Annotated in this window: 15 protein-coding genes; 11 read left to right on the top strand and 4 right to left on the bottom strand. The window is 63.0% G+C overall.

The features are described 5' to 3' along the window. The first annotated feature begins 92 nt into the window (after nt 1–92). A complete protein-coding gene (locus EEB12_RS14275; protein ID WP_258537331.1) occupies nt 93–3,599 on the top strand; it encodes a beta strand repeat-containing protein in 3,507 nt (1,168 codons plus the stop codon). A 251-nt stretch (nt 3,600–3,850) separates the two neighbouring features. After that, entirely contained in the window at nt 3,851–7,033 is a 3,183-nt protein-coding gene (locus EEB12_RS14270) for a beta strand repeat-containing protein (protein ID WP_141487977.1), read from the top strand. A gap of 10 nt (nt 7,034–7,043) precedes the next feature. Here the strand turns inward: EEB12_RS14270 and EEB12_RS14265 are convergent, their stop codons facing one another. After that, a complete protein-coding gene (locus EEB12_RS14265) occupies nt 7,044–7,883 on the bottom strand; it encodes a hypothetical protein (RefSeq protein WP_141487976.1) in 840 nt (279 codons plus the stop codon). Nucleotides 7,884–7,976: 93 nt separating this feature from the next. On the opposite strand from EEB12_RS14265, the gene EEB12_RS14260 reads away from it, so the two are divergent. The 3 genes from EEB12_RS14260 to EEB12_RS14250 are packed head-to-tail and all read left to right on the top strand — an operon-like array spanning nt 7,977 to nt 10,345. Further along, a complete protein-coding gene (locus tag EEB12_RS14260) occupies nt 7,977–8,732 on the top strand; it encodes a lysophospholipid acyltransferase family protein (protein WP_020905757.1) in 756 nt (251 codons plus the stop codon). A 3-nt stretch (nt 8,733–8,735) separates the two neighbouring features. Next, entirely contained in the window at nt 8,736–9,470 is a 735-nt protein-coding gene (locus tag EEB12_RS14255; RefSeq protein ID WP_020905758.1) for a lysophospholipid acyltransferase family protein, read from the top strand. 53 nt (nt 9,471–9,523) lie between these two features. Further along, nucleotides 9,524–10,345, top strand: a complete 822-nt coding sequence (locus tag EEB12_RS14250; RefSeq protein ID WP_024488043.1) for a Cof-type HAD-IIB family hydrolase — start codon at nt 9,524–9,526, stop codon at nt 10,343–10,345. Nucleotides 10,346–10,382: 37 nt separating this feature from the next. On the opposite strand, the gene EEB12_RS14245 is transcribed toward EEB12_RS14250, so the two are convergent. After that, nucleotides 10,383–12,392, bottom strand: a complete 2,010-nt coding sequence (locus tag EEB12_RS14245) for an N-acetylmuramoyl-L-alanine amidase (RefSeq protein ID WP_141487975.1) — start codon at nt 12,390–12,392, stop codon at nt 10,383–10,385. 331 nt (nt 12,393–12,723) lie between these two features. On the opposite strand from EEB12_RS14245, the gene EEB12_RS14240 reads away from it, so the two are divergent. Further along, the gene (locus EEB12_RS14240) at nt 12,724–14,286 is read left to right on the top strand and encodes a SpoIID/LytB domain-containing protein (RefSeq protein ID WP_070796555.1); all 1,563 of its coding nucleotides are present in this window, start codon (nt 12,724–12,726) and stop codon (nt 14,284–14,286) included. Nucleotides 14,287–14,388: 102 nt separating this feature from the next. On the opposite strand, the gene EEB12_RS14235 is transcribed toward EEB12_RS14240, so the two are convergent. After that, nucleotides 14,389–15,882 carry a PucR family transcriptional regulator gene (locus EEB12_RS14235; RefSeq protein ID WP_019746400.1) on the bottom strand — a complete coding sequence of 498 codons (1,494 nt, stop codon included), beginning with the start codon at nt 15,880–15,882 and terminating at the stop codon, nt 14,389–14,391. A gap of 171 nt (nt 15,883–16,053) precedes the next feature. Here EEB12_RS14235 and EEB12_RS14230 point away from each other — a divergent pair, with 171 nt between their 5' ends. The 5 genes from EEB12_RS14230 (at nt 16,054) to EEB12_RS14210 (ending at nt 21,415) form a co-directional block, all read left to right on the top strand. Then, a complete protein-coding gene (locus EEB12_RS14230) occupies nt 16,054–17,475 on the top strand; it encodes an amino acid permease (protein WP_019746401.1) in 1,422 nt (473 codons plus the stop codon). Between the two features lie 90 nt (nt 17,476–17,565). Continuing rightward, nucleotides 17,566–18,747, top strand: a complete 1,182-nt coding sequence (locus EEB12_RS14225) for a thiolase family protein (RefSeq protein WP_007731825.1) — start codon at nt 17,566–17,568, stop codon at nt 18,745–18,747. Nucleotides 18,748–18,749: 2 nt separating this feature from the next. Continuing rightward, complete coding sequence (locus tag EEB12_RS14220) at nt 18,750–19,901, top strand: acyl-CoA dehydrogenase family protein (RefSeq protein WP_007731824.1); 1,152 nt, start codon at nt 18,750–18,752, stop codon at nt 19,899–19,901. 110 nt (nt 19,902–20,011) lie between these two features. After that, complete coding sequence (locus EEB12_RS14215; protein WP_141487974.1) at nt 20,012–20,935, top strand: MBL fold metallo-hydrolase; 924 nt, start codon at nt 20,012–20,014, stop codon at nt 20,933–20,935. A gap of 9 nt (nt 20,936–20,944) precedes the next feature. Further along, on the top strand, nt 20,945–21,415 hold the full coding sequence (locus tag EEB12_RS14210; protein ID WP_021342452.1) for a MarR family winged helix-turn-helix transcriptional regulator: 471 nt from the start codon (nt 20,945–20,947) through the stop codon (nt 21,413–21,415). Here the strand turns inward: EEB12_RS14210 and EEB12_RS14205 are convergent. Then, complete coding sequence (locus tag EEB12_RS14205) at nt 21,381–22,301, bottom strand: VOC family protein (protein ID WP_181447569.1); 921 nt, start codon at nt 22,299–22,301, stop codon at nt 21,381–21,383. The two genes, EEB12_RS14210 and EEB12_RS14205, sit on opposite strands and share 35 nt — an antisense overlap. Nucleotides 22,302–22,440 lie beyond the last annotated feature (139 nt).

The following is a 22,440-nucleotide window of genomic DNA, read 5'->3' as shown; positions in this document are numbered from 1 at the left end:
TACGCGTACTAGTTTTTTCGTTATGTTGTGACGGCGCGCACACGTTTTGTCCGAATCCACTGCTCATGTTTGCCCTTCCGAAGGAAGTGCCCATGCCCCAAATCTCTCAGTTGCGGCGATTCGCCGTGCCCATAACCGGAACCGCCATGGTCGCGGGGATGCTGCTGATCGGCACGCCCGCATCCGCCGCGATCTCGACCACCGGTTTCAAAACAGCGTGTGTCGCAGGCTCCATCATCGGAGACGTCCACAAGGTCACCGACAACCTCATCACGGTCGACGCACCCGCTTCTGTCCAACCCGGCGAGACTTTCACCTACCGAATTCAGCCGAGCGGAACGTCGTATCCGGACAAGGATTCCGGCGCGACGACTACGAACCTGTCACGTCTCAAGGTCGACTACGCAATCCCGGCCAACGCGACGTTCGTTTCCGCGGCCGTCGTCGCGGGCACCTCGGTCGGACTCGACAGCGTCGCACCGAACGTTCTCAGGGTCAACGACTCTGGCAACGTCGACGGTAGCGGCGGGATCCTTCGGCTGTCCGGAAACAACCAGGTGATCGGCAACAGTCCGACGACGAGTACCAACTCGGAGGGAGGTATTCGAGTACCGAAGTCCAAGAAGAACCTCGATGGCTCGACAAACGGCAACGGAGACACCTGGTTCCGGCTTCCCGCAGTCGACGTAACAATGGTCGCTGGTGCGACGGGAGTGATCCAACCGAAGGTGAGGACCGCGGGTACGGCCGGCAACCTCGGTGCCAGCGAAAACTTCAGCACTCAGCTCGCAAAGGCGAGTTTCCTTGGTACACAGTGGGCGCCGACCCGTTGCTCGCCCCGCGAGAACAAGGACACCACACCGCTCAATGCCGGCGCGGGTCCGCTCGCGACAATCAGCATTGCTTCGGCTCCGGTCGATGTGGAGACCACGACGTCGCTCTCGGTTCCGGCGACGGCGATCACGGGCAGCGCGGTTGATCTGACCGCCACGGTTGCTCCGAACAACGCTGTGGGTTCGGTGCAGTTCAAGTCGAACGGCGCGGCGATCGGTTCACCGGTGACAGTGACCGCGGGTGTTGCGACGCTCTCACATTCGTTCGATGCTGCTGGTGCTCAAAGTGTTACGGCTGATTTCACTGCTGGTGCTGGGTTTGTCAGTTCGTCGGCGTCGGCTCAGACGGTGACGGTGTCGGATCCGGCTCCGGTCGATGTGGAGACGACGACGTCGCTCTCGGTTCCGGCGACGGCGATCACGGGCAGCGCGGTTGATCTGACCGCGACGGTTGCTCCGAACAATGCTGTGGGTACGGTGCAGTTCAAGTCGAACGGTGCTGCGATCGGTTCGCCGGTGACGGTTTCCGGTGGAACCGCGACGCTGTCACATTCCTTCGATGCTGCTGGCGCGCAGAGCGTTACGGCTGACTTCACCGCTGGTGCAGGGTTTGTCAGTTCGTCGGCGTCGGCTCAGACGGTGACGGTGTCGGATCCGGCTCCGGTGGATGTGGAGACGACGACGTCGTTGTCGGTTCCGGCGACGGCGATCACGGGTACTGCGGTTGATCTGACGGCAACGGTGGCTCCGAACAACGCTGTGGGTACGGTGCAGTTCAAGTCGAACGGTGCTGCGATCGGCACTCCGGTGACGGTCACGTCGGGTGTTGCGACGCTGTCGCATTCCTTCGATGCTGCTGGTGCACAAAGTGTTACCGCTGACTTCACTTCCGGTGCAGGGTTTGTCAGTTCGTCGGCGTCCGCTCAGACGGTGACGGTGTCGGATCCGGCTCCGGTCGATGTGGAGACCACGACGTCGCTCTCGGTTCCGGCGACGGCGATCACGGGTACGGCGGTTGATCTGACGGCAACGGTGGCTCCGAACAACGCTGTGGGTACGGTGCAGTTCAAGTCGAACGGTGCTGCGATCGGCACTCCGGTGACGGTCACGTCGGGTGTTGCGACGCTGTCGCATTCCTTCGATGCTGCTGGTGCACAAAGTGTTACCGCTGACTTCACTGCCGGTGCAGGGTTTGTCAGTTCGTCGGCGTCCGCTCAGACGGTGACGGTGTCGGATCCGGCTCCGGTCGATGTCGAGACGACGACGTCGTTGTCGGTTCCGGCGACGGCGATCACGGGCAGCGCGGTTGATCTGACCGCTACCGTGGCTCCGAACAACGCTGTCGGTACGGTGCAGTTCAAGTCGAACGGCACTGCGATCGGTTCGCCGGTGACGGTTTCCGGTGGAACCGCGACGCTGTCACATTCGTTCGATGCTGCTGGCGCGCAGAGCGTTACGGCTGACTACACCGCTGGTGCAGGGTTTGTCAGTTCGTCGGCGTCGGCTCAGACGGTGACGGTGTCCGATCCGGCTCCGGTGGATGTGGAGACGACGACGTCGCTGTCGGTTCCGGCGACGGCGATCACGGGTACGGCGGTTGATCTGACTGCGACGGTTGCTCCGAACAATGCTGTGGGTACGGTGCAGTTCAAGTCGAACGGTGCTGCGATCGGTTCGCCGGTGACGGTTTCCGGTGGAACCGCGACGCTGTCACATTCCTTCGATGCTGCTGGCGCGCAGAGCGTTACGGCTGACTTCACCGCTGGTGCAGGGTTTGTCAGTTCGTCGGCGTCGGCTCAGACGGTGACGGTGTCCGATCCGGCTCCGGTCGATGTCGAGACCACGACGTCGCTGTCGGTTCCGGCGACGGCGATCACGGGTACTGCGGTTGATCTGACGGCAACGGTGGCTCCGAACAACGCTGTCGGTACGGTGCAGTTCAAGTCGAATGGCGCGGCGATCGGCACTCCGGTGGCAGTCTCCGCGGGTGTTGCGACATTGAGCCATTCGTTCGATGCTGCTGGTGCTCAGAGTGTTACGGCTGACTTCACCGCTGGTGCAGGGTTTGTCAGTTCGTCGGCGTCGGCTCAGACGGTGACGGTGTCCGATCCGGCTCCGGTCGACAAGGCGACGAAGACGGTTCTGAGCGTTCAGGGTGAAGCCAAGGTCGGACTGCCTGTTGATCTCTTCGCGACAGTGTCCGAAGATCCCTCGGACGCCCTGGTGCCGTCCGGCGGAACGGTTCAGTTCAAGATCGGTGGAGTCGATCAGGGTGCCCCGGTTGCGGTTGTTGACGGAGTTGCCAAGCTGCCGCACGTGTTCGGAGCAGAAGGCAACTTTGTAGTCTCGGCTGTATTCAGTGGCTCCGGCGTGTTCACGTCGTCCACCGCGGAATCCGTCGACGTCAATGTCACGGTTCCGACCCCGTCGGATGTCGAAAGCTCTACGTCGTTGACGGCTCCGTCTTCGGCAAAGGTCGGCACGTCGGTGCAGCTGAAGGCTGTGGTCAGTTCTTCCGGCGCGACGTCGGGAACCGTCCAGTTCTTCGATGGAACGACTCCGATCGGAACGGCCGTCGATGTTGTCGGTGGGCAGGCTGTGTTGAGCCACACCTTCACCACGACCGGCAACCATTCGATCACCGCGGTCTACAGCGGAGCCCAGGGCGTCACGGGTTCCACGTCGACTGCATCGGTTGTGAACGTCGGTAACGGGGGCGGTGACTTCGGTTCGCTCGGATCGTTGTCGCTGCCGTTCGGGTCCTGATTCTCCGATGATGTGATGCCCCTTGCGCCCGACGGGTGCAAGGGGCATTGCTCTTCGCGAATCGATGATTGGTCGTTAGCAGAACTATCGGCAATTCGTGAATATTTGTCTGAAATAACTGATACAAGTACTACTTTTGACGGGTACTGTACGAGCGTCCAGCTCCATTCTGATTTCCGCTCTGTTCGAGTGACCTCCTTCCGTGCGGTTCCCGATCCACGTCTGTTGCTAGCTGAGGAGAGTTCGTGTTGGTGAGAAGAAGTTCCGCGGTTGTGGTGGCGGCGTTGGTCGGTGGCGTGCTGGTGGCAGGTGGTGTTGCTTCGGCTGCTCCGACGTCATCTCCCGCGGTGGAGAACACGATCGGGTTCAAGCTGGGTTGCGATGGTTATGAACATCTGGCTGTTGATATCGCGGATGTGTTTCATTCGACGGGTGTGACGGTGTCTGCGCCGGAGAAAGTGGTGGCGGGGTCGACGTTCACCTATCGGGTTCAACCGAATGCGATGTCGGTGCCGACGGGTGGGCACGCAGGCCGCAGTGTCGGTAAGTGGACGCGGCTCAAGTACGACTTCGATATACCTGCAGGGGTGTCGTTGGTGGATGCTCAGGTAGTGGCAGGTACTTCGTCGAATTTGTCCGGTGTGACTCCGTCGGTGATTCGGATCAACGACGGCGGTTCGCCGGATGGCGCGGGTACGCATCTGCGTATTTCGGGGAGCAATCAGACTGCTGACTCAAACAACAAGGGCGGTAACGGCCCGAGCACGAGCAAGAACAGTGACGGTGGAATCGAGGTAGGGGCAGGGAAGACCTTCCGGTTGCCCGCGATCGACGTGACGGTGGTTGCCGGTGCTGCGGGAAGTACGGTGCAGCCGAAGTTGCGTGCCACAGATGGTGATTCGGGTGCGTTCAATTCCCCGAAGAATGCGTTCACGTTCTTGCAGTACGAGACCCTTTGGCCGGGGTACTGGGAGCGGTACAACTGCTCTCCGCGCGATTCGAGTGGTGGTGGGTTGAATGCGGGTGGTCAGGCATTGGCCACCGTCAACGTCGTCTCGCAGGCGGCGACCACGACCGCAGTGACGTCCGGCGCGTCGGCAACGATCGGTCAATCGACGGATTTGATTGCGCAGGTCTCCCCGGCGCCGACAGGCGGCACCGTTCAGTTCAAGGATGGCGGGACTGACATCGGCGCCCCCGTGGCCGTCGCCAATGGCGTTGCCACACTGCCGCATACATTCACCGCGGCGGGAGATCACTCCATCACCGCTGTGTACGACGGAGTTCTCGAGTTCCTGACCTCAACGTCACCGGCGCGCACAGTGAGCGTGGCTGCTGCCGATGTACAGACGACCACGGCGCTGACAGTTCCGAGCAGCGCCGTCGAGCAGACCTCGGTCGCGCTGACCGCAAACATCTCTCCGGCAACTGACGGCGGAACGGTCCAGTTCAAGGACGGTGGCACAGACATCGGCGGATCGATCGCGGTGACTGCCGGCGGAGCGACCCTGGATCACACGTTCACTACGACGGGATCGCACTCGATCACTGCGGTCTACTCAGGCACTGCAGGTTTTGGTGGTTCGACCGCGCAAGCTCAGACCATCGAGATCTCGAGCTCCGCGCTGAGTACGACTACAACGCTTCAAGTCCCGGCTGCTGCGATCACGGGCAGCGCGGTTGATCTGACTGCGACGGTTGCTCCGAACAATGCTGTGGGTACGGTGCAGTTCAAGTCGAACGGCACGGCGATCGGTTCACCGGTCACGGTGTCCGGTGGAACCGCGACGCTCTCGCATTCGTTCGATGCTGCTGGCGCTCAGAGCGTTACGGCGGACTTCACCTCCGGTGCTGGCTTCGTCAGCTCGTCGGCATCTGCTCAGACGGTGACGGTGTCCGATCCGGCTCCGGCGGATGTCGAGACCACGACGTCGCTCTCGGTTCCGGCTACGGCAATCACGGGTACGGCTGTTGATCTGACCGCGACGGTTGCTCCGAACAACGCTGTGGGCACGGTGCAGTTCAAGTCGAACGGCACTGCAATCGGCACTCCGGTGGCAGTCTCCGCGGGTGTTGCGACGCTGTCGCACGCGTTCGATGCTGCTGGTGCTCAGAGCATTACCGCGGACTTCACTGCCGGTGCTGGGTTTGTGAGTTCGTCGGCATCTGCTCAGACGGTGACGGTGTCCGATCCGGCTCCGGCGGATGTCGAGACCACGACGTCGCTCTCGGTTCCGGCTACGGCGATCACAGGTACTGCGGTTGATCTGACGGCGACGGTGGCTCCGAACAATGCTGTCGGTACGGTGCAGTTCAAGTCGAACGGCACTGCGATCGGTTCGCCGGTGACGGTCACGTCGGGTGTTGCGACGCTGTCGCATTCGTTCGATGTTGCTGGTGCTCAGAGTGTTACGGCGGACTTCACCGCTGGTGCAGGGTTTGTGAGTTCGTCGGCGTCGGCTCAGACGGTGACGGTGTCCGATCCGGCTCCGGTGGATGTGGAGACGACGACGTCGCTCTCGGTTCCTGCTACGGCAACTACGGGTGCGGCGGTTGATCTGACTGCGACGGTGGCTCCGAACAATGCGGTGGGCACTGTGCAGTTCAAGTCGAACGGCACGGCCATTGGTTCACCGGTGACAGTTTCCGGTGGGACCGCGACGCTCTCGCACATCTTCGATGCTGCTGGTGCTCAGAGCATTACCGCGGACTTCACCGCTGGTTCCGGATTCAAGAACTCGGTTGCGAGTGCGAAGTCAGTTCAGGTGAGTGTTGCCGACCAGGAATCCGTCGTCGAACTGAATATCCCCACCGATGCCAAAACTGGTGTGGCGACCGACTTGTGGGCAACAGTCCGAACGTCGTCGGATGACGCTGTCGGCGTCGGAACCGTGCAGTTCTACGACGGTGGCGTCGCGATCGGCGGTCCTGAAGCGGTTACGGCCGGCGCTGCTGGTCTGTCGCATACGTTTACCTCTGCGGGTGCGCACAGCATCACGGCGGTTTACTCGGGAGGAGCCGGTGTAGTCGGGTCCTCGGCCCAGGCGCGGACGGTGAATGTAACGGACCCTGCGCCTTCGGATGTCACCACGGAGACTGTGGTGACGGTGCCTGCCGATGGTGTGGTGAACAAGTCGGTGACCCTGTCGGCGACTGTCAGTTCGGTGCAGAACGGTGGAACGGTGCAGTTCATGGATGGGGACACCCCGATCGGTGACGCTGTGCCAGTGGTCAACGGGATCGCGGCGCTGAACCACACCTTCACCACAACCGGTGCGCATTCGATTTCGGCAATCTACAGCGGCGCAGCCGGATTCACAGGCTCCACCTCGGCGGCCCACGCAATTCAGATCAAGGCTGCAACCGGCGGTGGCACGGGCAGCCTCGGTTCAGGCAGCGCTGGCTCGAGCGATTTCCTTCCCTTCGGTTCCTGACCGAAGCGGTTCAGGTCGCGGCCCCGAGGCAGTATCCCTCGGGGCCGATCGACAGGGTGAACTGCATCGGGCGTGAGTTACCGGTTCCGTCGCTGACGGGCAGGGTGACACGGACGTAGTCGCCGCGAACCGGAGTGACTGTTGCAGCGTCGGCGTCGAAAGACTTGATACCGGCCAGCTGATTCGGATCGAGCTTGAGTGGCGGCTGGCCGGTGGCGCCGGTGCCGTCGGGATCCCACGGGCTGTTGCCGGGGCAGATCAGTGGATAGAACGTCTCGACGTCGCGGGTATTGACCGGCCGTCCCGTGGCGCGTGAGAGAAACCGGACGACGGCGTGGGAAGCGTCGGCCGCGGTGTAGAAGTTTGATTGCCCCGCAGGGAAGACGAACGGGCACGCATAGCCGGAAGCGATCTCCGAGCGCTTGGCGGCGACGGAGAGTCCGCCGCCGCTCCAGGTGACCGCGTACTGGCCGTCGACGCCTGGTGCGGCGATGGCCGTCAAGATGGCGGGCACATCCGAGTATCGGTCGGCAATTGTTGTGGGCGGCATCGTCCAGCATGCGTTCGTGAGCGCGTCGACGTCCAAAGACACCAGGTCCGTTGCCCAGGCCGCCAAGGCCGGCGCAGCAGCCGGATTACCGGGCACGTCACCAACCGGAGGTGGCGCGACCGGCGTGGCGGGCGCAGTGGTGGTCGTGGGCGCGAGAGTGGTTGTCGTCGTGGTTTCCGTCGTAGGCGGAGACGGTTCGTCCGTCAGGATTCCTGTCCGTCCGTCGTCCTCACATGCGGTTATCGCCAACGTCATGGCGAGTGCGACTGCCCCCACTGCCGCTCGTCCTGCCGACTTCATTCGTTCTTACGCCCCTTTTGCGACATTCTGACCAACATCCACCCCATAACTGCTGCGGGTCAGATCACGGATTCCCGTCTACGCTAGCGAACTGTGGATCCCGTTTACAGAACAGTCATCGGCATCGCCCGCACCGTCTTCGCTTTCGAGGGCCTGAAGTTCTCCGTCAAGGGAGAGCAGAACATCCCGGCGTCCGGTGGCGCCGTGATCGCGATCAACCACACCGGATACATGGACTTCACGTATGCGGGACTGCCGGCGCGGACCCCCAAGCGCTACATCCGGTTCATGGCGAAGAAGGAGGTCTTCGACAACAAGATCTCCGGACCGATCATGCGGGCCCTCAAGCACATCCCGGTCGACCGCGGCGCGGGCGCCGACTCCTATAAGGCGGCCGTAGATTTCCTGAAGCGCGGTGAATTGGTGGGCGTGTACCCCGAAGCGACGATCAGTCGGAGCTTCGAGATCAAGGAATTCAAGTCCGGAGCCGCCCGGATGGCGATCGAGGCGGGCGTACCGATCGTTCCCGTCGTCATCTGGGGCGCTCAGCGCGTGTGGACGAAGGGTTATCCGAAGCGGTTGGGCCGCACCAACACTCCCATCTCGATTGCCGTCGGCGAGCCGATTGCACCTTTCGAGCCGGCGAGTGAGCTGACGGCGAAGCTGCGGTCGACGATGCAGGAGTTGCTACTCGATCTGCAGAAGGACTACGACCATCCCGCCGGCGAGTACTGGGTACCGGCCCGCCTCGGTGGCAGCGCGCCGACGCTCGAGCAGGCCGACAAGATGGATGCCGACGAGGCCGAGGCGAAAGCCAAAGCACGTGAGGCGCGGAAGTCCGAAGGCTGACCCATGTCGTTCGAACCCGTTTACACCGCCGTCGAGGTAGTCGCGCGTGGTCTGAGCGGTTTTCAGGGCGTGAAAGTCACCCGCACCGGGACGGAACACGTCCCGGTGTCCGGCGGTGCCGTCATCGCGATCAACCACACGAGTTACCTCGATTTCATACCGGCGGCCCTGGCGGTCGGCACCGCGAAACGCAAGCTCAGAGTGATGGCCAAGGCTGAGCTGGCGGACAACAAGGTCCTCGGCTTCCTCATGCGTGGATGTGGCGTCATCGAAGTGGACCGCTCCGCCGGAGCGCAGGCGTATCGAGCCGGAGTCGACGCCCTCAAGCGTGGCGAATTGGTGGGCGTCTATCCGGAAGCGACGATCAGCCGGAGCTTCGAGATCAAGGAAATGAAATCCGGAGCAGCTCGGATGGCCATCGACGCCGGCGTGCCGATAATCCCGCTGATCGTCTGGGGCGCCCAGCGGATCGTCACCAAGGGCGGACCGAAAAATCTGGGCCGCAATCATTTCCCGATCTCGGTGGAGGTGGGTGCACCGATCGATCCGGTCGAGCCCGCCGAAGCGCTGAGCGAGATCCTGCGCATCGAGATGGATGCGATCCTGCGCCACGTTCAGGACGGGTTCGTGCACGAGCCCGGGGCGTACTGGGTGCCTCGTCGACTCGGCGGTGGCGCGCCGACGCCGGCGGAAGCCGCGGCCATGGACGCACAGGAACGCGCGAAGCGGGCGCGCTGAGCGAGACCGTCGTACCGGGCAGGCACAATGGCGGTGTGAGCCCAGACCGTCGTATCAGCCCTGACCGCCCAACCTTGGTTGCGACCGATGTCGACGGCACCCTCATCGATCACGACGAGTTGGTCAGTGCCCGCACCCGCGCCGCCGTGCATGCCGTCGTCGAATCCGGCACGCCGTTCCTGCTGGCAACCGGGCGTCCTCCGCGTTGGATTTCGCCCGTCGTCGAAGGTTTGGGATACGCGCCACTCGCGGTCTGCGCAAACGGTGCTGTTGTCTACGACAGTTACGCCGACCGCGTCCTCAGCGCCGCGACCTTGTCGGTCGACGCACTCACCGAACTCTCCGAGCTGGCTCTGGTTGCACTTCCCGGGTCGGGATTGGCCGCGGAACGGGTGGGGGAGAGCGCACACGACGCCGCCACCCCACAGTTCGTCAGCTCACCAGATTACGAACACGCCTGGCTCAACCCGGACAACACCGAGATGTCCGAGGACGAAGTGCTTGCGGCGCCGGCCGTCAAACTCCTGATTCGCCGTCCAGGCATGACCAGCACGGCGATGTACGACACGCTCGCCCCGCACGTCGGTGCGCTCGCCGACATGACGTACTCCACCGAGAACGGACTGATCGAACTCTCGGCGCCGGGAATCACGAAGGCGTCCGGCCTGGTTGCCGCGGCCGAAAGGTTCGGCTTCGACCTGTCGGGTCTGGTTGCCTTCGGGGACATGCCCAACGACATCCCGATGCTGGGGATGGCACGCCTCGGCGTTGCCATGGGCAACGCTCACCCCGAAGCCAAAGCCGCAGCCGACGAGGTCACCGACACCAATTCGGCGCACGGGGTCGCAAAAGTCCTCGAGCGCTGGTGGTCGTAGAACCCACCAGCGCCCGAGGACGTGTACTGCTCGAGTGTCAGCCGACAGGCGCGCTGTTGGCCATTTCCTGGGCAAAGGTCTCGTTGTAGGTCTTGAGGACCTTCGTGACCATGCCGGTGATCTGGTTGAAGATCAGCGAACCGTTCTCGAAGTCGCTGCGCAGGCCGTCCGGGATCGAGTATTCGTCCGAGATCGGCAATCCGAGTTCACCCGCGTCGGAACCGAAGCTCTGCCACGACTTGAATATCTCGCCGAGCACGGTGAACACTCCGCCGTTGGGTGAGGTGTAGACAGCGCCGTTCTGGAACAACGCACCCTGGTTGCCGAGCTTCGCCTGCAGGATTCCGGACAGCGCCTGGCCGAGGCGTCCGAGGTCACCACCTTCGGCGATCCACTTCTGCGCGAGCGGTGAATTGTCGGTGATCTTCAGAATCTGGGTGACCAGGTCCGGGATCGACGATCCGGTGCCACCGGTGACCGTGTCGACCGGAGTGGTCGGCTTGGGCGCAGGCGTCGACGGATTGGAGGGGTTCGACGGGTTCAACGATCCCCCGATATTCGCGGCCGCGATGTTCCGGATGTCGTTCATGTGTGCGTATGCGGCATCACCAGGGCAAGCCGTGTTTCCGACGTCGCGGTGGGCGAAGATGATCGGCAGATCCACTGCTGCGCCCTGCGGGTACGGAGTGAACTCCGTGCCCTCGGAGTACATCGTCGTTCGGCCCTTCGGGTCGAGGCCGGCAAGGCCGAGCTTCCATCCGAGGAACTTGCCGACGGCGTTGAGCGTCGCCTGCGAAGGCTCGACGGTGGAGTAGTCACCCATCATCGCGATACCGGTGGTGTTCTCGTTGAAGCCGCCGGCGTGCGCGCCCTGAACTGCCTTGTCGAGTCCGCCTGCGCGGCCTTCGAAGGTCTGACCGTACTTGTCGACGAGGACGTTGTATCCGACGTCGCACCAGCCGAGAGTGCGTGCGTGGTAGGCGTAGATCGAGCGGACGATGCCGGCCGATTCTTCCTTGGTGTAGTTGTTGCTGCCCGCGGTGTGGTGAACGGTTGCTCCACCGGTGAAGTCGTCGTACGTGGGGGAATGGCAGCGAAGTGACTCGTCGGCTCCCCACTGTGCGCGGGTGATGACGGAGGGTCCACTGCCGCCGAGCGGTGCCGCGACTGCCTGCAGATTGCTGTCCGCGTCGCTGGTACCCGGATCGATCAACACTGCGGTAACGGCATCTGCTGCCGTCGTCGCCTGGCGAAGCGGCTTGGACACCGAAGCCGGGGTGTACCCGAGTTCGCCGGTGGCTGCGGGTGCTTCCGCAGGCACAGGTGCTTCGGCCGGCGCTTCGGCAGGCACAGGCGCTTCAGCAGGTGCTTCGACAGGTGCGGGTGCGGCTTCCGGAGCCGGCACAGCTTCGGCCGCGGGGGCAGCGACACCCTGCGGGGTGAGGATCTGGATGGACTTGGTGGCGCCGACGAAGACAGGTTCGGTGGCGGTACCGGCGTTGGTGGCCTGATCCGAACTGGCGGAGTCGATGGCGTCAGGGGTGAACCACGGACCCCAGGTGCCGTCTTCGGCCAGGGCGCGGACCTTGGACTGCGCCGAGGCGAGCGTGTCCGAGGTCAACGCGACCATGCTGAACGGAGTGTCGCGGGTGACTTCCTTGACCACGGCACCTGGCTCTTCCTCGGAGGGAACCGGAGCGGTTTCGGTCGGGGCCCCGGGAGCAGCGGGTGCCGGGAAGAGCTCGGTCGGCAACGTGATCCCTGGAGGTAGCGGGATTTCGGTCGGGAGCTTGAGGTTTCTGAGATCGCCCAGGTTGATGTCGGGGAGATCGAGACCGGTCAGCTCCTTGACCGGAATGATGATGTCGGGCACCGACGCGAGGAGCACCTCTGCGATCTGGGTCGGCACTGCTACTGACGTCGTTTCGTTCGCGGAACGTACATCGGACGTAGTGCTCGTGAAGCCGTAGACCGCAAAAGGACTTGCGACAGCCACTGCGGCTACAGCCCCGAGTACGAGCGAGGGCTTCGGTCGACGGTGTGGCAAGGGATTACTCCTCGGTTGTAGTTACTTGCGAGCGAACTTCAGGGCCGATGACGGCCGTGAACGGAATCCTTCAAAACCGGATCCGAGCAGGTCGGATGCCATGTTCTGGGGTTGAACTCCAGTTTTCGGACGCGTACGTCTGCAACTCGTGATGCTGATGTGACTCGTGTGACTGGTGTTGCTAACTCCAAACACTCTTGCCACACTAGTCACAAAAGTCCATAACGCTCAACCTTAGGGTGAGACTTTAGTTAAATCGTTGTGGACTGGCCTGCGCGCGAAGTACCGACTTCGCGGACTCGTGAGGCCGGTAGCGATGAGGAGAGCATTGATGGCGAGAAGCGGAAGAAGCGGAACTGCAGGTAAGAAGCCTGTGTCCGGTCGCGCAGGTCGCTTTCTGGTGGGCGGACCCGGGAGGCGAACCTCGCTGATGCGGGTCTCGGTCCTCGGTCTCGTTCCGGCTCTTGCGCTCGGCGTCGCGATCGGAGGTTTCACGCAAATCCGCGCTGACGAGCCGTCGATCCTGCACGCCGTCGCCGCCGATACACAATTCACGCTCTCCGGTCATGGCAACGGACACGGCCGCGGAATGGGGCAGTGGGGCGCTTACGGCTACGCCAAGAACGACGGCTGGTCCGGCGAGCGAATCCTCAGTCACTACTACGGCGGAACCGTCCTGGACTCCTTGCCGCCCGCCCAGATGAGTGTGCGGCTCACAGCCCAGGACAACTCGACGCTCGACGTCTACTCCGACGCCGGCCTCGTGGTCAACGGTCAGCGCACCGCGCCGGGCGAGGCTGCCCATCTCACTGCACTGCCCGGTGGCGGTGCGCAGGTGGTTGTCACCAGCGGGTGTGGTGGCGGGGTTGTCTGGGAAGCGGTCACCGAGCATCCGTGGGTGGATCCTGTGGATCTCGGTCCCGATCGACCCGCCGACCAGTTCCTGAAGCTGTGCAACAACGACGCGCCCTATCGCGGCGCCCTCGGCGTAGTGCTCGACAACGGCTCGGCTCGGACGGTCAATCTCCTCGACATGGAGGACTACCTGCTCGGCGTGGTGCCGGTCGAGGCGAAAGCCGAATGGGCCGATTCCGGTGGGGCCGAAGCACTACGGGCGCAAGCCGTGGCGGCGCGCTCGTACGCTGCGACCGAGCATCGCAGCTCGTACGCCGACACGTGCGACACTCAGGACTGCCAGGTCTACGGCGGAGCTGGCAAGGAAGATCCCCGGACCACTGAAGCCGTTCGGTCCACCGCCGGCGCCGTTCTGTCGCGTGACGGCAAGATTGTTGCCACCGAATTCTCTTCGTCCACAGGAGGTTACAGCTCCGGCGGTGAATTCCCGGCCGTCGAGGATCTCGGTGACGCCCTTTCGCCCAATCACGACTGGACAGTGAATCTGACCGCGGGTGAGATTGCGGACGCCTTCGATGTGGGCGAGCTGCAATCGCTCAAGATTCTCTCGCGCAACGGATTCGGTACCGACGGCGGGCGAGTGACGGCAGTCGAGGTGGTCGGAACAGATGCAACTGTTGGCGCCACCGGAATGCAGTTCCGTCAGAAACTCGGCCTGAAATCGGACTGGTTCACCGTCGGCGACGGCGCTGGTGTGGTAGTGGCACCGGATTCGGAATCGACAGTGCCGGAATCTAATTCGCCATCCGGCGATCCATCGGGTACGGTTACGGAGACGCAGATCGAGAAGAAGTATCGGGAGCTCGGCGGTGAAAGCGGCTCTCTCGGTGCTCCTGCCGGCCCGGAGATGCAGTTGCCCTCCGAAGCAGGCACTTTCCGTGTCTACGAAAACGGAACCATCATCTGGACAAAGGTTTTGGGTGCGCAGGTAGTTGATGCCAACGTGCTCCGCGAGTGGATACCGACGGGCGGAAGCTAGGGGAAGGTCGGTCGGTAGCGACTCGCACGTATCGACTCTGAAGGGTCTCTGCCGTAACCCGGCGGAGGCCCTTCAGGTCGTTCAGGGCTCATTGGTTGTCGGTCAGATGGTCGGAGCGTCGCCGAGCAAGCGGTACTCGAGCCACAACTCCGCACGTTCCGTGGGGGAGCCGAGGTCCAGTTGGAGAAGGCTCTCGATCCGAGCGAGTCTGCTGCGCAACGTATGCCGATGAATATTCAGCGCTGTGGCTGCGGCGTCGCCCACACCGTTGTGTGCCAACCACATGGCCAAGGTTCGGTAGAGATCGCTACCGCCCTTCGCTTCCAGAAGCGGGCGCAAGTGTGCCGCCGCGAATGCCGTCGAGCGATCCTGATCGAGAAACGCGGACAATCCGCTCTCCGAGAGTTCGGCGAACCGCATCGAAGGCAGGTTGCGGGCGCCGGCCTCGGCTGCTGCCTGCGCGGCTTGGCGTCTGGCGCGCGAGAGATCGTCCCACCACAGCATGTCCGACACGCCGACGGTTACGTCGATTTCGTTGACGCGGGCGAGGATTCGCCCGCTGTCGGTAGCCGAGACGACGGCAATCAGCGCACCGTCGGTGATGCCGAACGCCAGATCGCGGCTGAGACCGTCGAGCAGTGAGACGGACACGCTCTCGAGCAGGCCACTCGGGCCCGCTACGTGGAAGACCTGGAAAGGTTCGACCGGAAATCCTCCCCACAGTTCCCCGGAGATGTTGCGGGCGAGCGCATTCTGTCCTTCGAACAGCTGATGCATCGCCACGGTACGCAAGTGGTTCATCGTCAACTGTGCATCTCGGGTTCGAGCCGTCATCAACGTGAGCAGAGACGCGGCGGCGATGACGATGCCCTGATTCAGAGAGCCGACGGCGCCGGGGCAGCCGGCGACGAGATACCCCATCAGCTTTCCCCTCGACGTCATCAAAGGGTGCGAGATGACGTCCTCGTTCTCACTCGTGAGGAAACTGACTTCCATCGGGCGGGCGTCGCGCTCGGGAGCCGTTCGCTCGATTCCTGCGGCAGCGGCGGTGTGTGAGATCTCGACGGTATGGCCGGCCGAGTCCAGCAGGGCCGCCCATCCGCCGATCAATTCCGCCACCCGTCGTACGACTGCCCGGGTGCCGTTGACCGTCACTGCAGCTTGAAGCAGTCGCCGCAGGCTCTGGTAGTTGCTGCGCAGCGCTTTCATGTCGTCGTCGGATTGCGCCTTCGACACCGCTTTGGTCAGGGCGATGAAAGGTGTTCGCAATGGGACGTCGAGTAGGGGCACACTGAAACGGGTGGCCGCATCCACCAGAGTCTGCGGCGCCTGCTCGTATCCGAGGCCGGTCCCGAAACCGATTCCGGCAATTCCGGCCGCCACCAGGGTCCGTACGAATCGGGTCGTTTCCGCGGCCGTCGTCGGTAGCGACACCCCGGTGATGAGTAGTAGTTCGCCGCCGTCGAGGAAGGGCGTCGGGTCGGGAAGTTCGGACACATGTGCCCAGGTCAGGGTGCGATCGAGCTGGTCGTGCCCAGCCAGGACGCGAAGGCCGAACTGTTCGGTCGCACAAAGCTGGCGGAGCGTGATGGGCATGGGTCCAGTCTGACACCTCGGACTCGCCACTTTGTAGTGCCTGCGGTCACGTTTGTACAAAGTGGAGCCTGACGCGAGCTTGCCGAAGGTCCGACACTGGCGCTATCGAAAATGCGCTCCAGAAGAGCGTCACCGAGATCCACCCTCCCGAACAGCCCACAAGGAGTACTGATGTCCAGTACAGACCAGCCGGCACTTCAGCACACGCTGAAGAAGCGGCATCTGTCGATGATTGCGATCGCGGGCGTCATCGGCGCCGGACTGTTCGTCGGCTCCGGTGTGGCGATCCAGGAGACGGGACCGGGTGTCCTGGTTTCCTACGCATTGGCCGGCGTAGTCGTCATCCTCGTGATGCGCATGCTCGGCGAGATGTCGGCAGCGTCGCCGGAAACCGGCTCGTTCTCGTCGTACGCCGACAAGGCCATCGGCCGCTGGGCGGGCTTCTCGATCGGCTGGCTGTACGCGTGGTTCTGGATCATCGTGCTGGGCATCGAGGCCACCGCCGGTGCCCTCATCATGAATCGTTGGGTTCCCGGCGTTCCCCAGTGGACCTGGGCTCTGATTCTGATGATCGTGCTGACGCTGACCAACATCATCTCGGTCAAGTCGTTCGGCGAGTTCGAGTTCTGGTTCGCTTCCATCAAGGTCGTCGCCATCATCGCGTTCCTCGGCATGGGCATCGTGGCGATCTGCGGATGGATGCCCGGCGTCGAAGCACCGGGAATGACCAACCTGACCGGTCACGGCGGTTTCCTGCCGAACGGAACAGGAGCCATGCTCGCCGCAGTCCTTGTGGTCGTGTTCTCGTTCTTCGGCGCTGAAATCGCCACCATCGCCGCCGGTGAATCGGCCAACCCGCTCGAAGCTGTTCGCGCTGCCGTCAAGTCCGTCGTCTGGCGAATTCTCATCTTCTACATCGGCTCGATCGCGGTGGTCGTCACCCTGCTTCCCTGGGACAGCGCATCGGTCGCGCTCAGCCCGTACGTCGCCGTCATGGACTCCTACGGCATTCCGGCCGCGGGCAACATCATGGACGTCGTCGTCCTCACGTCGGTTCTGTCCTGCCTCAACTCCGGTCTCTACACCGCGAGCCGCATGATCTTCTCTCTCGCCGGCCGCGGCGACGCCCCCAAGTCGCTCTCACGTATCGAGAAGACCGGCGTCCCGATGCGCGCTGTCCTGGTCTCGACGATCGTCGGCTTCCTGACCGTCGGCATGAACTACCTCTCCCCGGACAAGGTCTTCCTGTTCCTGGTCAACTCCTCCGGTGCGATCGCACTGTTCGTCTGGCTCGTCATCTCGGTGTCCCAGCTGCGCACCCGCCGCAAGCTCGAAGCTTCGGGCCAGGAGCTGGAACTCAAGATGTGGTTCTTCCCGTACCTGACCTACGCGACGATCGCCGCCATCATCGCGCTCTGCATCGGCATGCTCACCCTGGACTCGACGCGCAGCCAGATGATCGTGTCCCTGGGGCTCGCAGCGATCCTCGTGGGCATCGGGCTCTACCGATACCGGAACCACAAAGAGACCGAGGACGCCGAAGGCGCCGACGCCGAGGTTGTACCCGTGTCCGAGAGCGCTCCCACACCCTGACACCAACGTCCCCATCTGCGAGATACTTAGATGTCCTAGTATCGGCCACGGACAGAGAAATCGACGTGAGCACAGCAGATGGGGACAATCATGACCACACCCGAACCGATCGTCATCGTCGACGGGGCCAGGACCCCCGTCGGTAGCTTCGGCGGCGTCTTCAAGGACGTACCCGCACACGAGCTGGGTGCCGCAGCAGCCAAGGCCGCGCTGAGCCGCGCCGGCGTTGCACCCGAAGACATCGACGAGGTCGTCATGGGCTGCATCGGCCAGGTCGGCCCCGACGCCTACAACGCACGCCGCGTGGGCATCGCCGCCGGACTGCCCGAGAACGTTCCCGCCTACACCGTCAACCGCCTCTGTGGCAGCGGCCTGCAGGCCGTGTGGTCTGCGGCGATGCAGATGCGCTGGGGCGCAGCTGCCATCACCCTCGCCGGCGGCGACGAGAGCATGTCCCGCATGCCGTTCTACGATTTCGCCGCCCGCTCGGGCTACAAGCTCGGCGATCGCAGCCTCGTCGACGGCACCGTCGCCATGCTCACCGACCCGTTCAGCAAGGCTCATATGGGCCGCACCGCCGAAGCCGTCGCCCGCAAGTACGGCGTCAGCCGCGAGCAGCAGGACGAGTTCGCCGTGGAATCTCAGCGCCGCGCTGCTACCGACGCAGCCAAGGCAGCATTCGCCGAGGAAATCACTCCCGTCGAGACCGGTGGTCGGCGCTCCGTCACCGTCACCGAAGACGAGCACCCCAAGCCCGGAACCACTGTCGAAACCCTCGCCAAGCTGCGCCCCGCATTCGAAGAGGGCGGATCCGTCACCGCCGGTAACGCGTCGGGCATCAACGACGGCGCCGGCGCCCTCGTCCTCGCTACAGGAACCGAGGCAGCCAAGCGCGGTCTCACCGGACTCGTCACGCTCGAAACTGTCACGACGGCAGCCATGGAGCCCGGCCTGATGGGCTACGCTCCCGTGCTCGCTCTCGAAAAGCTTTTTGCGCAAACAGGATTGAAGCCGTCCGACATCGGCACCGCCGAGGTCAACGAGGCCTTTGCTTCGCAGGCCATCGCCGTCATCCGTGACAGTGGCCTGGATCCGGAAAAGACCAACCCGTACGGCGGAGCAATCGCCCTCGGACACCCGGTCGGCGCTACCGGAGCCATCCTCACGCTGCGCGCGGCACGCGACATGGTCCGTCGCGACCTCGAATTCGGCATCGTCACCATGTGCATCGGCGGCGGTCAGGCACTCGCTGCCCTGCTGAAGCGGGTCTGATCATGGCGACCAAGCGCAAGCCGTCGTGGCATGACGACGAGATCACCGCAGTAGCCGAACTGGCCCGTGGTTTCTTCGATCGTGAACTGATCGCCAAGCGTGAGCAGTGGGACGCTCAGCATCGCGTCGACCGGTCCGTGTGGCTCGAAGCCGGCAAGCTCGGCCTGCTGTGCTGCTCGATTCCCGAGGAATACGGCGGGGGCGGTGGAACTTTCGCGCACGATCTTGCAGTCTTCGAGGCGCAGGGCTACTGCGGGGACTATGCACTCGGGAACTCCGTGCACAGTGGCATCGTCGCCCACTACGTGCTCGAGTACGGAAGCGAAGAGCAGAAGAAGGCCTGGCTGCCAGGTATGGCGACGGGTGAAATCCTCGGCGCCATCGGAATGACCGAGCCGGGAACAGGTTCCGACCTCAAGGCCATCACCACGTCCGCGATCCGCGACGGTGACCACTACGTCGTGAACGGGTCGAAGACCTTCATCACCAACGGTGGCAGCGCAGACATGATCGTGCTTGCCGTCAAGACCGATCCCAAGGCGGGCGCCAAGGGTGTCTCGCTCCTGATCGTGGATCTGCGTGACTGCGAAGGCTTTGCGGTCGGCCGCGTCCTCGACAAAGTCGGTCAGCACGGCGCCGATACGTCGGAGCTGTCCTTCACCGATGTTCGCGTTCCTGTCTCGAACCTCCTCGGCGAGTCCGAGGGGCTCGGTTTCGGTCAGTTGATGGCGCAGCTGGTGCAGGAACGCCTCATCATCGGCGCACAGGCCATCGGCACCATCGAGCGTGCCGTCGAGGAGACCGTCGCGTACACCAAGGCGCGTCAAGCGTTCGGGCACAGCCTCTTCGAGTTCCAGAACACCGCCTTCGAGCTGGCCGAGTGCCAGACGATCGCACGCACCTGCCGTGTCTTCCTCGACAACTGCATCGAGGATCACCTCAACGGCGAGCTGGACGGCGCAGACGCCGCGATGGTCAAGTACTGGCTCACCGAACAGCAGTGCGCCGTCGTCGACCGGTGCGTGCAGCTCTACGGCGGATACGGCTACATGCGTGAATACCCGATCGCGCGCATGTACGAGGACTCCCGCGTCCAGAAGATCTACGCCGGCGCCAACGAAGTGATGAAGGGCATCATCGCGAAGAGTCTTTGATCACCGGCGTCGAAAACCATTGACACCGACCAGGCACCCACCGAGCATTTCGGTGGGTGCCTTTGTGTGTGCCTACAAGCGGGATCGAGCTGTTCGGAAGGCAATCACTGATGAGCTTCACCATCGACGTCGGATCGGCGCGCGTCACCCAACTGACGGAGCTGGCGCACTGGCCGTTTCCGCCGCGAGAGCTTTTTCCGCACGCGGGTGATGCGGAGATCGAGGACGCGTCGGCGCGGCTGACACCGGAGTTCTTCGACGCGGGTAGCGGTGACCTCGTACTTGCCATCCACACCTACCTGGTGGAGATCGGCGGCAAGGCCATCGTCGTCGACACCGGCAACGGGAACAGCAAGCACCGGCCGAACCTCCTGCCGCACCACATGTTCGGTACCGACTACCTCTCGCGCTTCGCCGACACCGGCGTCGACGTTGGCGACGTCGATCTGGTGGTCAGCACACATCTGCACCCCGATCATTGTGGTTGGAACACCAACCTCGAGGCCGAAACCTGGCGGCCCACCTTTCCCCGCGCGACCTACATTTTCGACCGCACCGAACTGGCCGCGCTCGAACAACTCGCCGCCGACGGTCCACACGAAGGAGTGGTCTCGGATCTGGCGCAGACCTTCGAGGACAGCGTCCGTCCCGTTCTGGACGGGGCGAAGTGGGAGGCGGTCGACGACGGCCACGTTCTGGCCGAGTCCGAAGGCACACGCGTCGTCGTGCGCGGCGCGCCCGGTCACACGCCGGGTCACGTCGTGATCGAGATCCGCATTGCCGACGGCGGCGCCGTCATCGCCGGCGACGTGATCCACCATCCGATCCAGTTTCTGTACCCGGACCTCAGCCAGGGCGGCGACGCGGATCCCGAGATCGCCAGGGTCACCCGCCGCGAACTTCTCGAGCGCTGCGCGTCGGAGGGACTGCTTCTACTTCCCGCACACTTCCCCGTCGACGAACCGATCACGGTTCGGTTAAACGAGGACGATCGCCCGATGGCACCTTCGATATATGTTGCGAGGCCTGCATAGAATGGGCCAATGCCTGCGACCGAATCGACGCCATCGCTCTCCGGCAGGCCGCTTTCGAGTCGGATCGGATACGGCTTGGTCAAAGCCGCACTCCGCGTGAGGCAGTCGTACGCGGAGGCTTTGTCTCGCGTCGGACTGTTGCCCAATCATCACGCCATTCTCAGCACACTCGATGAACTCGGCCCATGCCATCAAAAGGAACTTGCTTCCCGAGTGGTGGTCGACCCCGGTGACATCGTTGCCTATCTCGACAGTCTGCAGGAGTCGGGATACGTTGTGCGCGAACGCGATCAATCTGATCGGCGTAGGCAGGTCGTATCGATCACGGACTCCGGAGTAGCGAAGTTGATCGAGGGCGATGCGGCCCTCGACGCCGTCGAGCAAGAGGTCTTCGAGTCGTTGACCGATCAGGAACGTGAGACATTGACGGTCGTATCCGCCAAGCTCACGGGGCCGACGGCGCGGCCGTCAGAGGCCTGATGATTCCGGGTACTCTTTTGCTCGTCTCAGCTGGACGCTTGTGGCCCCAGTAACTCGGTTGGTTGTAAGTTCTTGCCACCCAACTCAGATCGTCGACGGTGAGACCACCGAACCCGTACTCGATCTGCAGACCGGACGGGCTGCCGATGTAGATCGACGTCATCAGGTCATTGGTGTGGCGCCCCAGCGTTTGCATGACCTCGGTGTCGTGGCTGTCGAGAAGATCGATCAGGCGTCCGAGATCGTCCATGCATTCGACTTCGAGCATGAGGTGGTTGAAGCCGACGTGGCCGGGATATTCGGCCAGCGCAAGTGAATGATGACGCCCGTTGACGTGATAGAAGCGCACGGTGAATTGGTCGTTGGTGATCCGGTCCGAGAGTCGGAAACCCAGCACATCCACGTAAAACTTGTTGGCTTCCTCGATATTCGGTACCTGTAAAACGATGTGGCCCAGGCCTTGATCTCCGGTCACGAATCCACCGCGCATGACACGACCCGGTGTGAACGACAGTGGCGTCGATGCCTTTCCCCACGAGATTTCGTGTCGAGTTCCCCATGGGTCGGTGAACCACACGAGTTCGGCGACTTGCCGCTCGGCGAGCAGGTCGGGATTGCCGTCGTGCAGCGTGATGCCGTTCCGGTCGAGGTGTGCGGCAAACGAGTGAAGATCGGATTCATTGGCCATTGCCCAGCCGGCGTAAAGGAATTCGTCTACCTTGCCGGGGTGGACGGCAATTCGATAGTTGACGTCGTCTACTGCGAGCCGGATTGTGCCATCCGGTCCGTCTGGTGACAGTTTCGCGCCCAGAAGTCCCGTTCCGTACTTTCTCCAGTCCTCAGCCCTGGGTGACGCGACTCCGATATACGACAGTTCCTGAATCACGATGATCTCCTTCGAATGCACTTGATGGTCACTGTTCCCAAAATATAAGCAGTGTTGCCAATGATTGGCAAGACAATCGTTGGTATTGCCAAGTAATTCATGAGTAGTAGCCGCCAGGGATGCTGAAATCAGGAAACAA

The organism is Rhodococcus sp. WS1 (assembly GCF_003797745.1).
Taxonomy (GTDB): Bacteria; Actinomycetota; Actinomycetes; order Mycobacteriales; family Mycobacteriaceae; genus Rhodococcus_F; species Rhodococcus_F erythropolis.
Note: the sequence above shows the minus strand (reverse complement) of the source record. Positions and strands in the feature narration are given on the sequence as shown.

Bases quoted from the DNA above. Each gene is read 5' to 3' on its own strand.
- EEB12_RS14275 (WP_258537331.1), top strand. From the start codon at position 93: ATGCCCCAAATCTCTCAGTTGCGGCGATTCGCCGTGCCCATAACCGGA.
- EEB12_RS14265 (WP_141487976.1), bottom strand. From the start codon at position 7,883: ATGAAGTCGGCAGGACGAGCGGCAGTGGGGGCAGTCGCACTCGCCATG.
- EEB12_RS14255 (WP_020905758.1), top strand. From the start codon at position 8,736: ATGTCGTTCGAACCCGTTTACACCGCCGTCGAGGTAGTCGCGCGTGGT.
- EEB12_RS14240 (WP_070796555.1), top strand. From the start codon at position 12,724: ATGGCGAGAAGCGGAAGAAGCGGAACTGCAGGTAAGAAGCCTGTGTCC.
- EEB12_RS14235 (WP_019746400.1), bottom strand. From the start codon at position 15,882: ATGCCCATCACGCTCCGCCAGCTTTGTGCGACCGAACAGTTCGGCCTT.
- EEB12_RS14230 (WP_019746401.1), top strand. From the start codon at position 16,054: ATGTCCAGTACAGACCAGCCGGCACTTCAGCACACGCTGAAGAAGCGG.
- EEB12_RS14225 (WP_007731825.1), top strand. From the start codon at position 17,566: ATGACCACACCCGAACCGATCGTCATCGTCGACGGGGCCAGGACCCCC.
- EEB12_RS14220 (WP_007731824.1), top strand. From the start codon at position 18,750: ATGGCGACCAAGCGCAAGCCGTCGTGGCATGACGACGAGATCACCGCA.
- EEB12_RS14215 (WP_141487974.1), top strand. From the start codon at position 20,012: ATGAGCTTCACCATCGACGTCGGATCGGCGCGCGTCACCCAACTGACG.
- EEB12_RS14210 (WP_021342452.1), top strand. From the start codon at position 20,945: ATGCCTGCGACCGAATCGACGCCATCGCTCTCCGGCAGGCCGCTTTCG.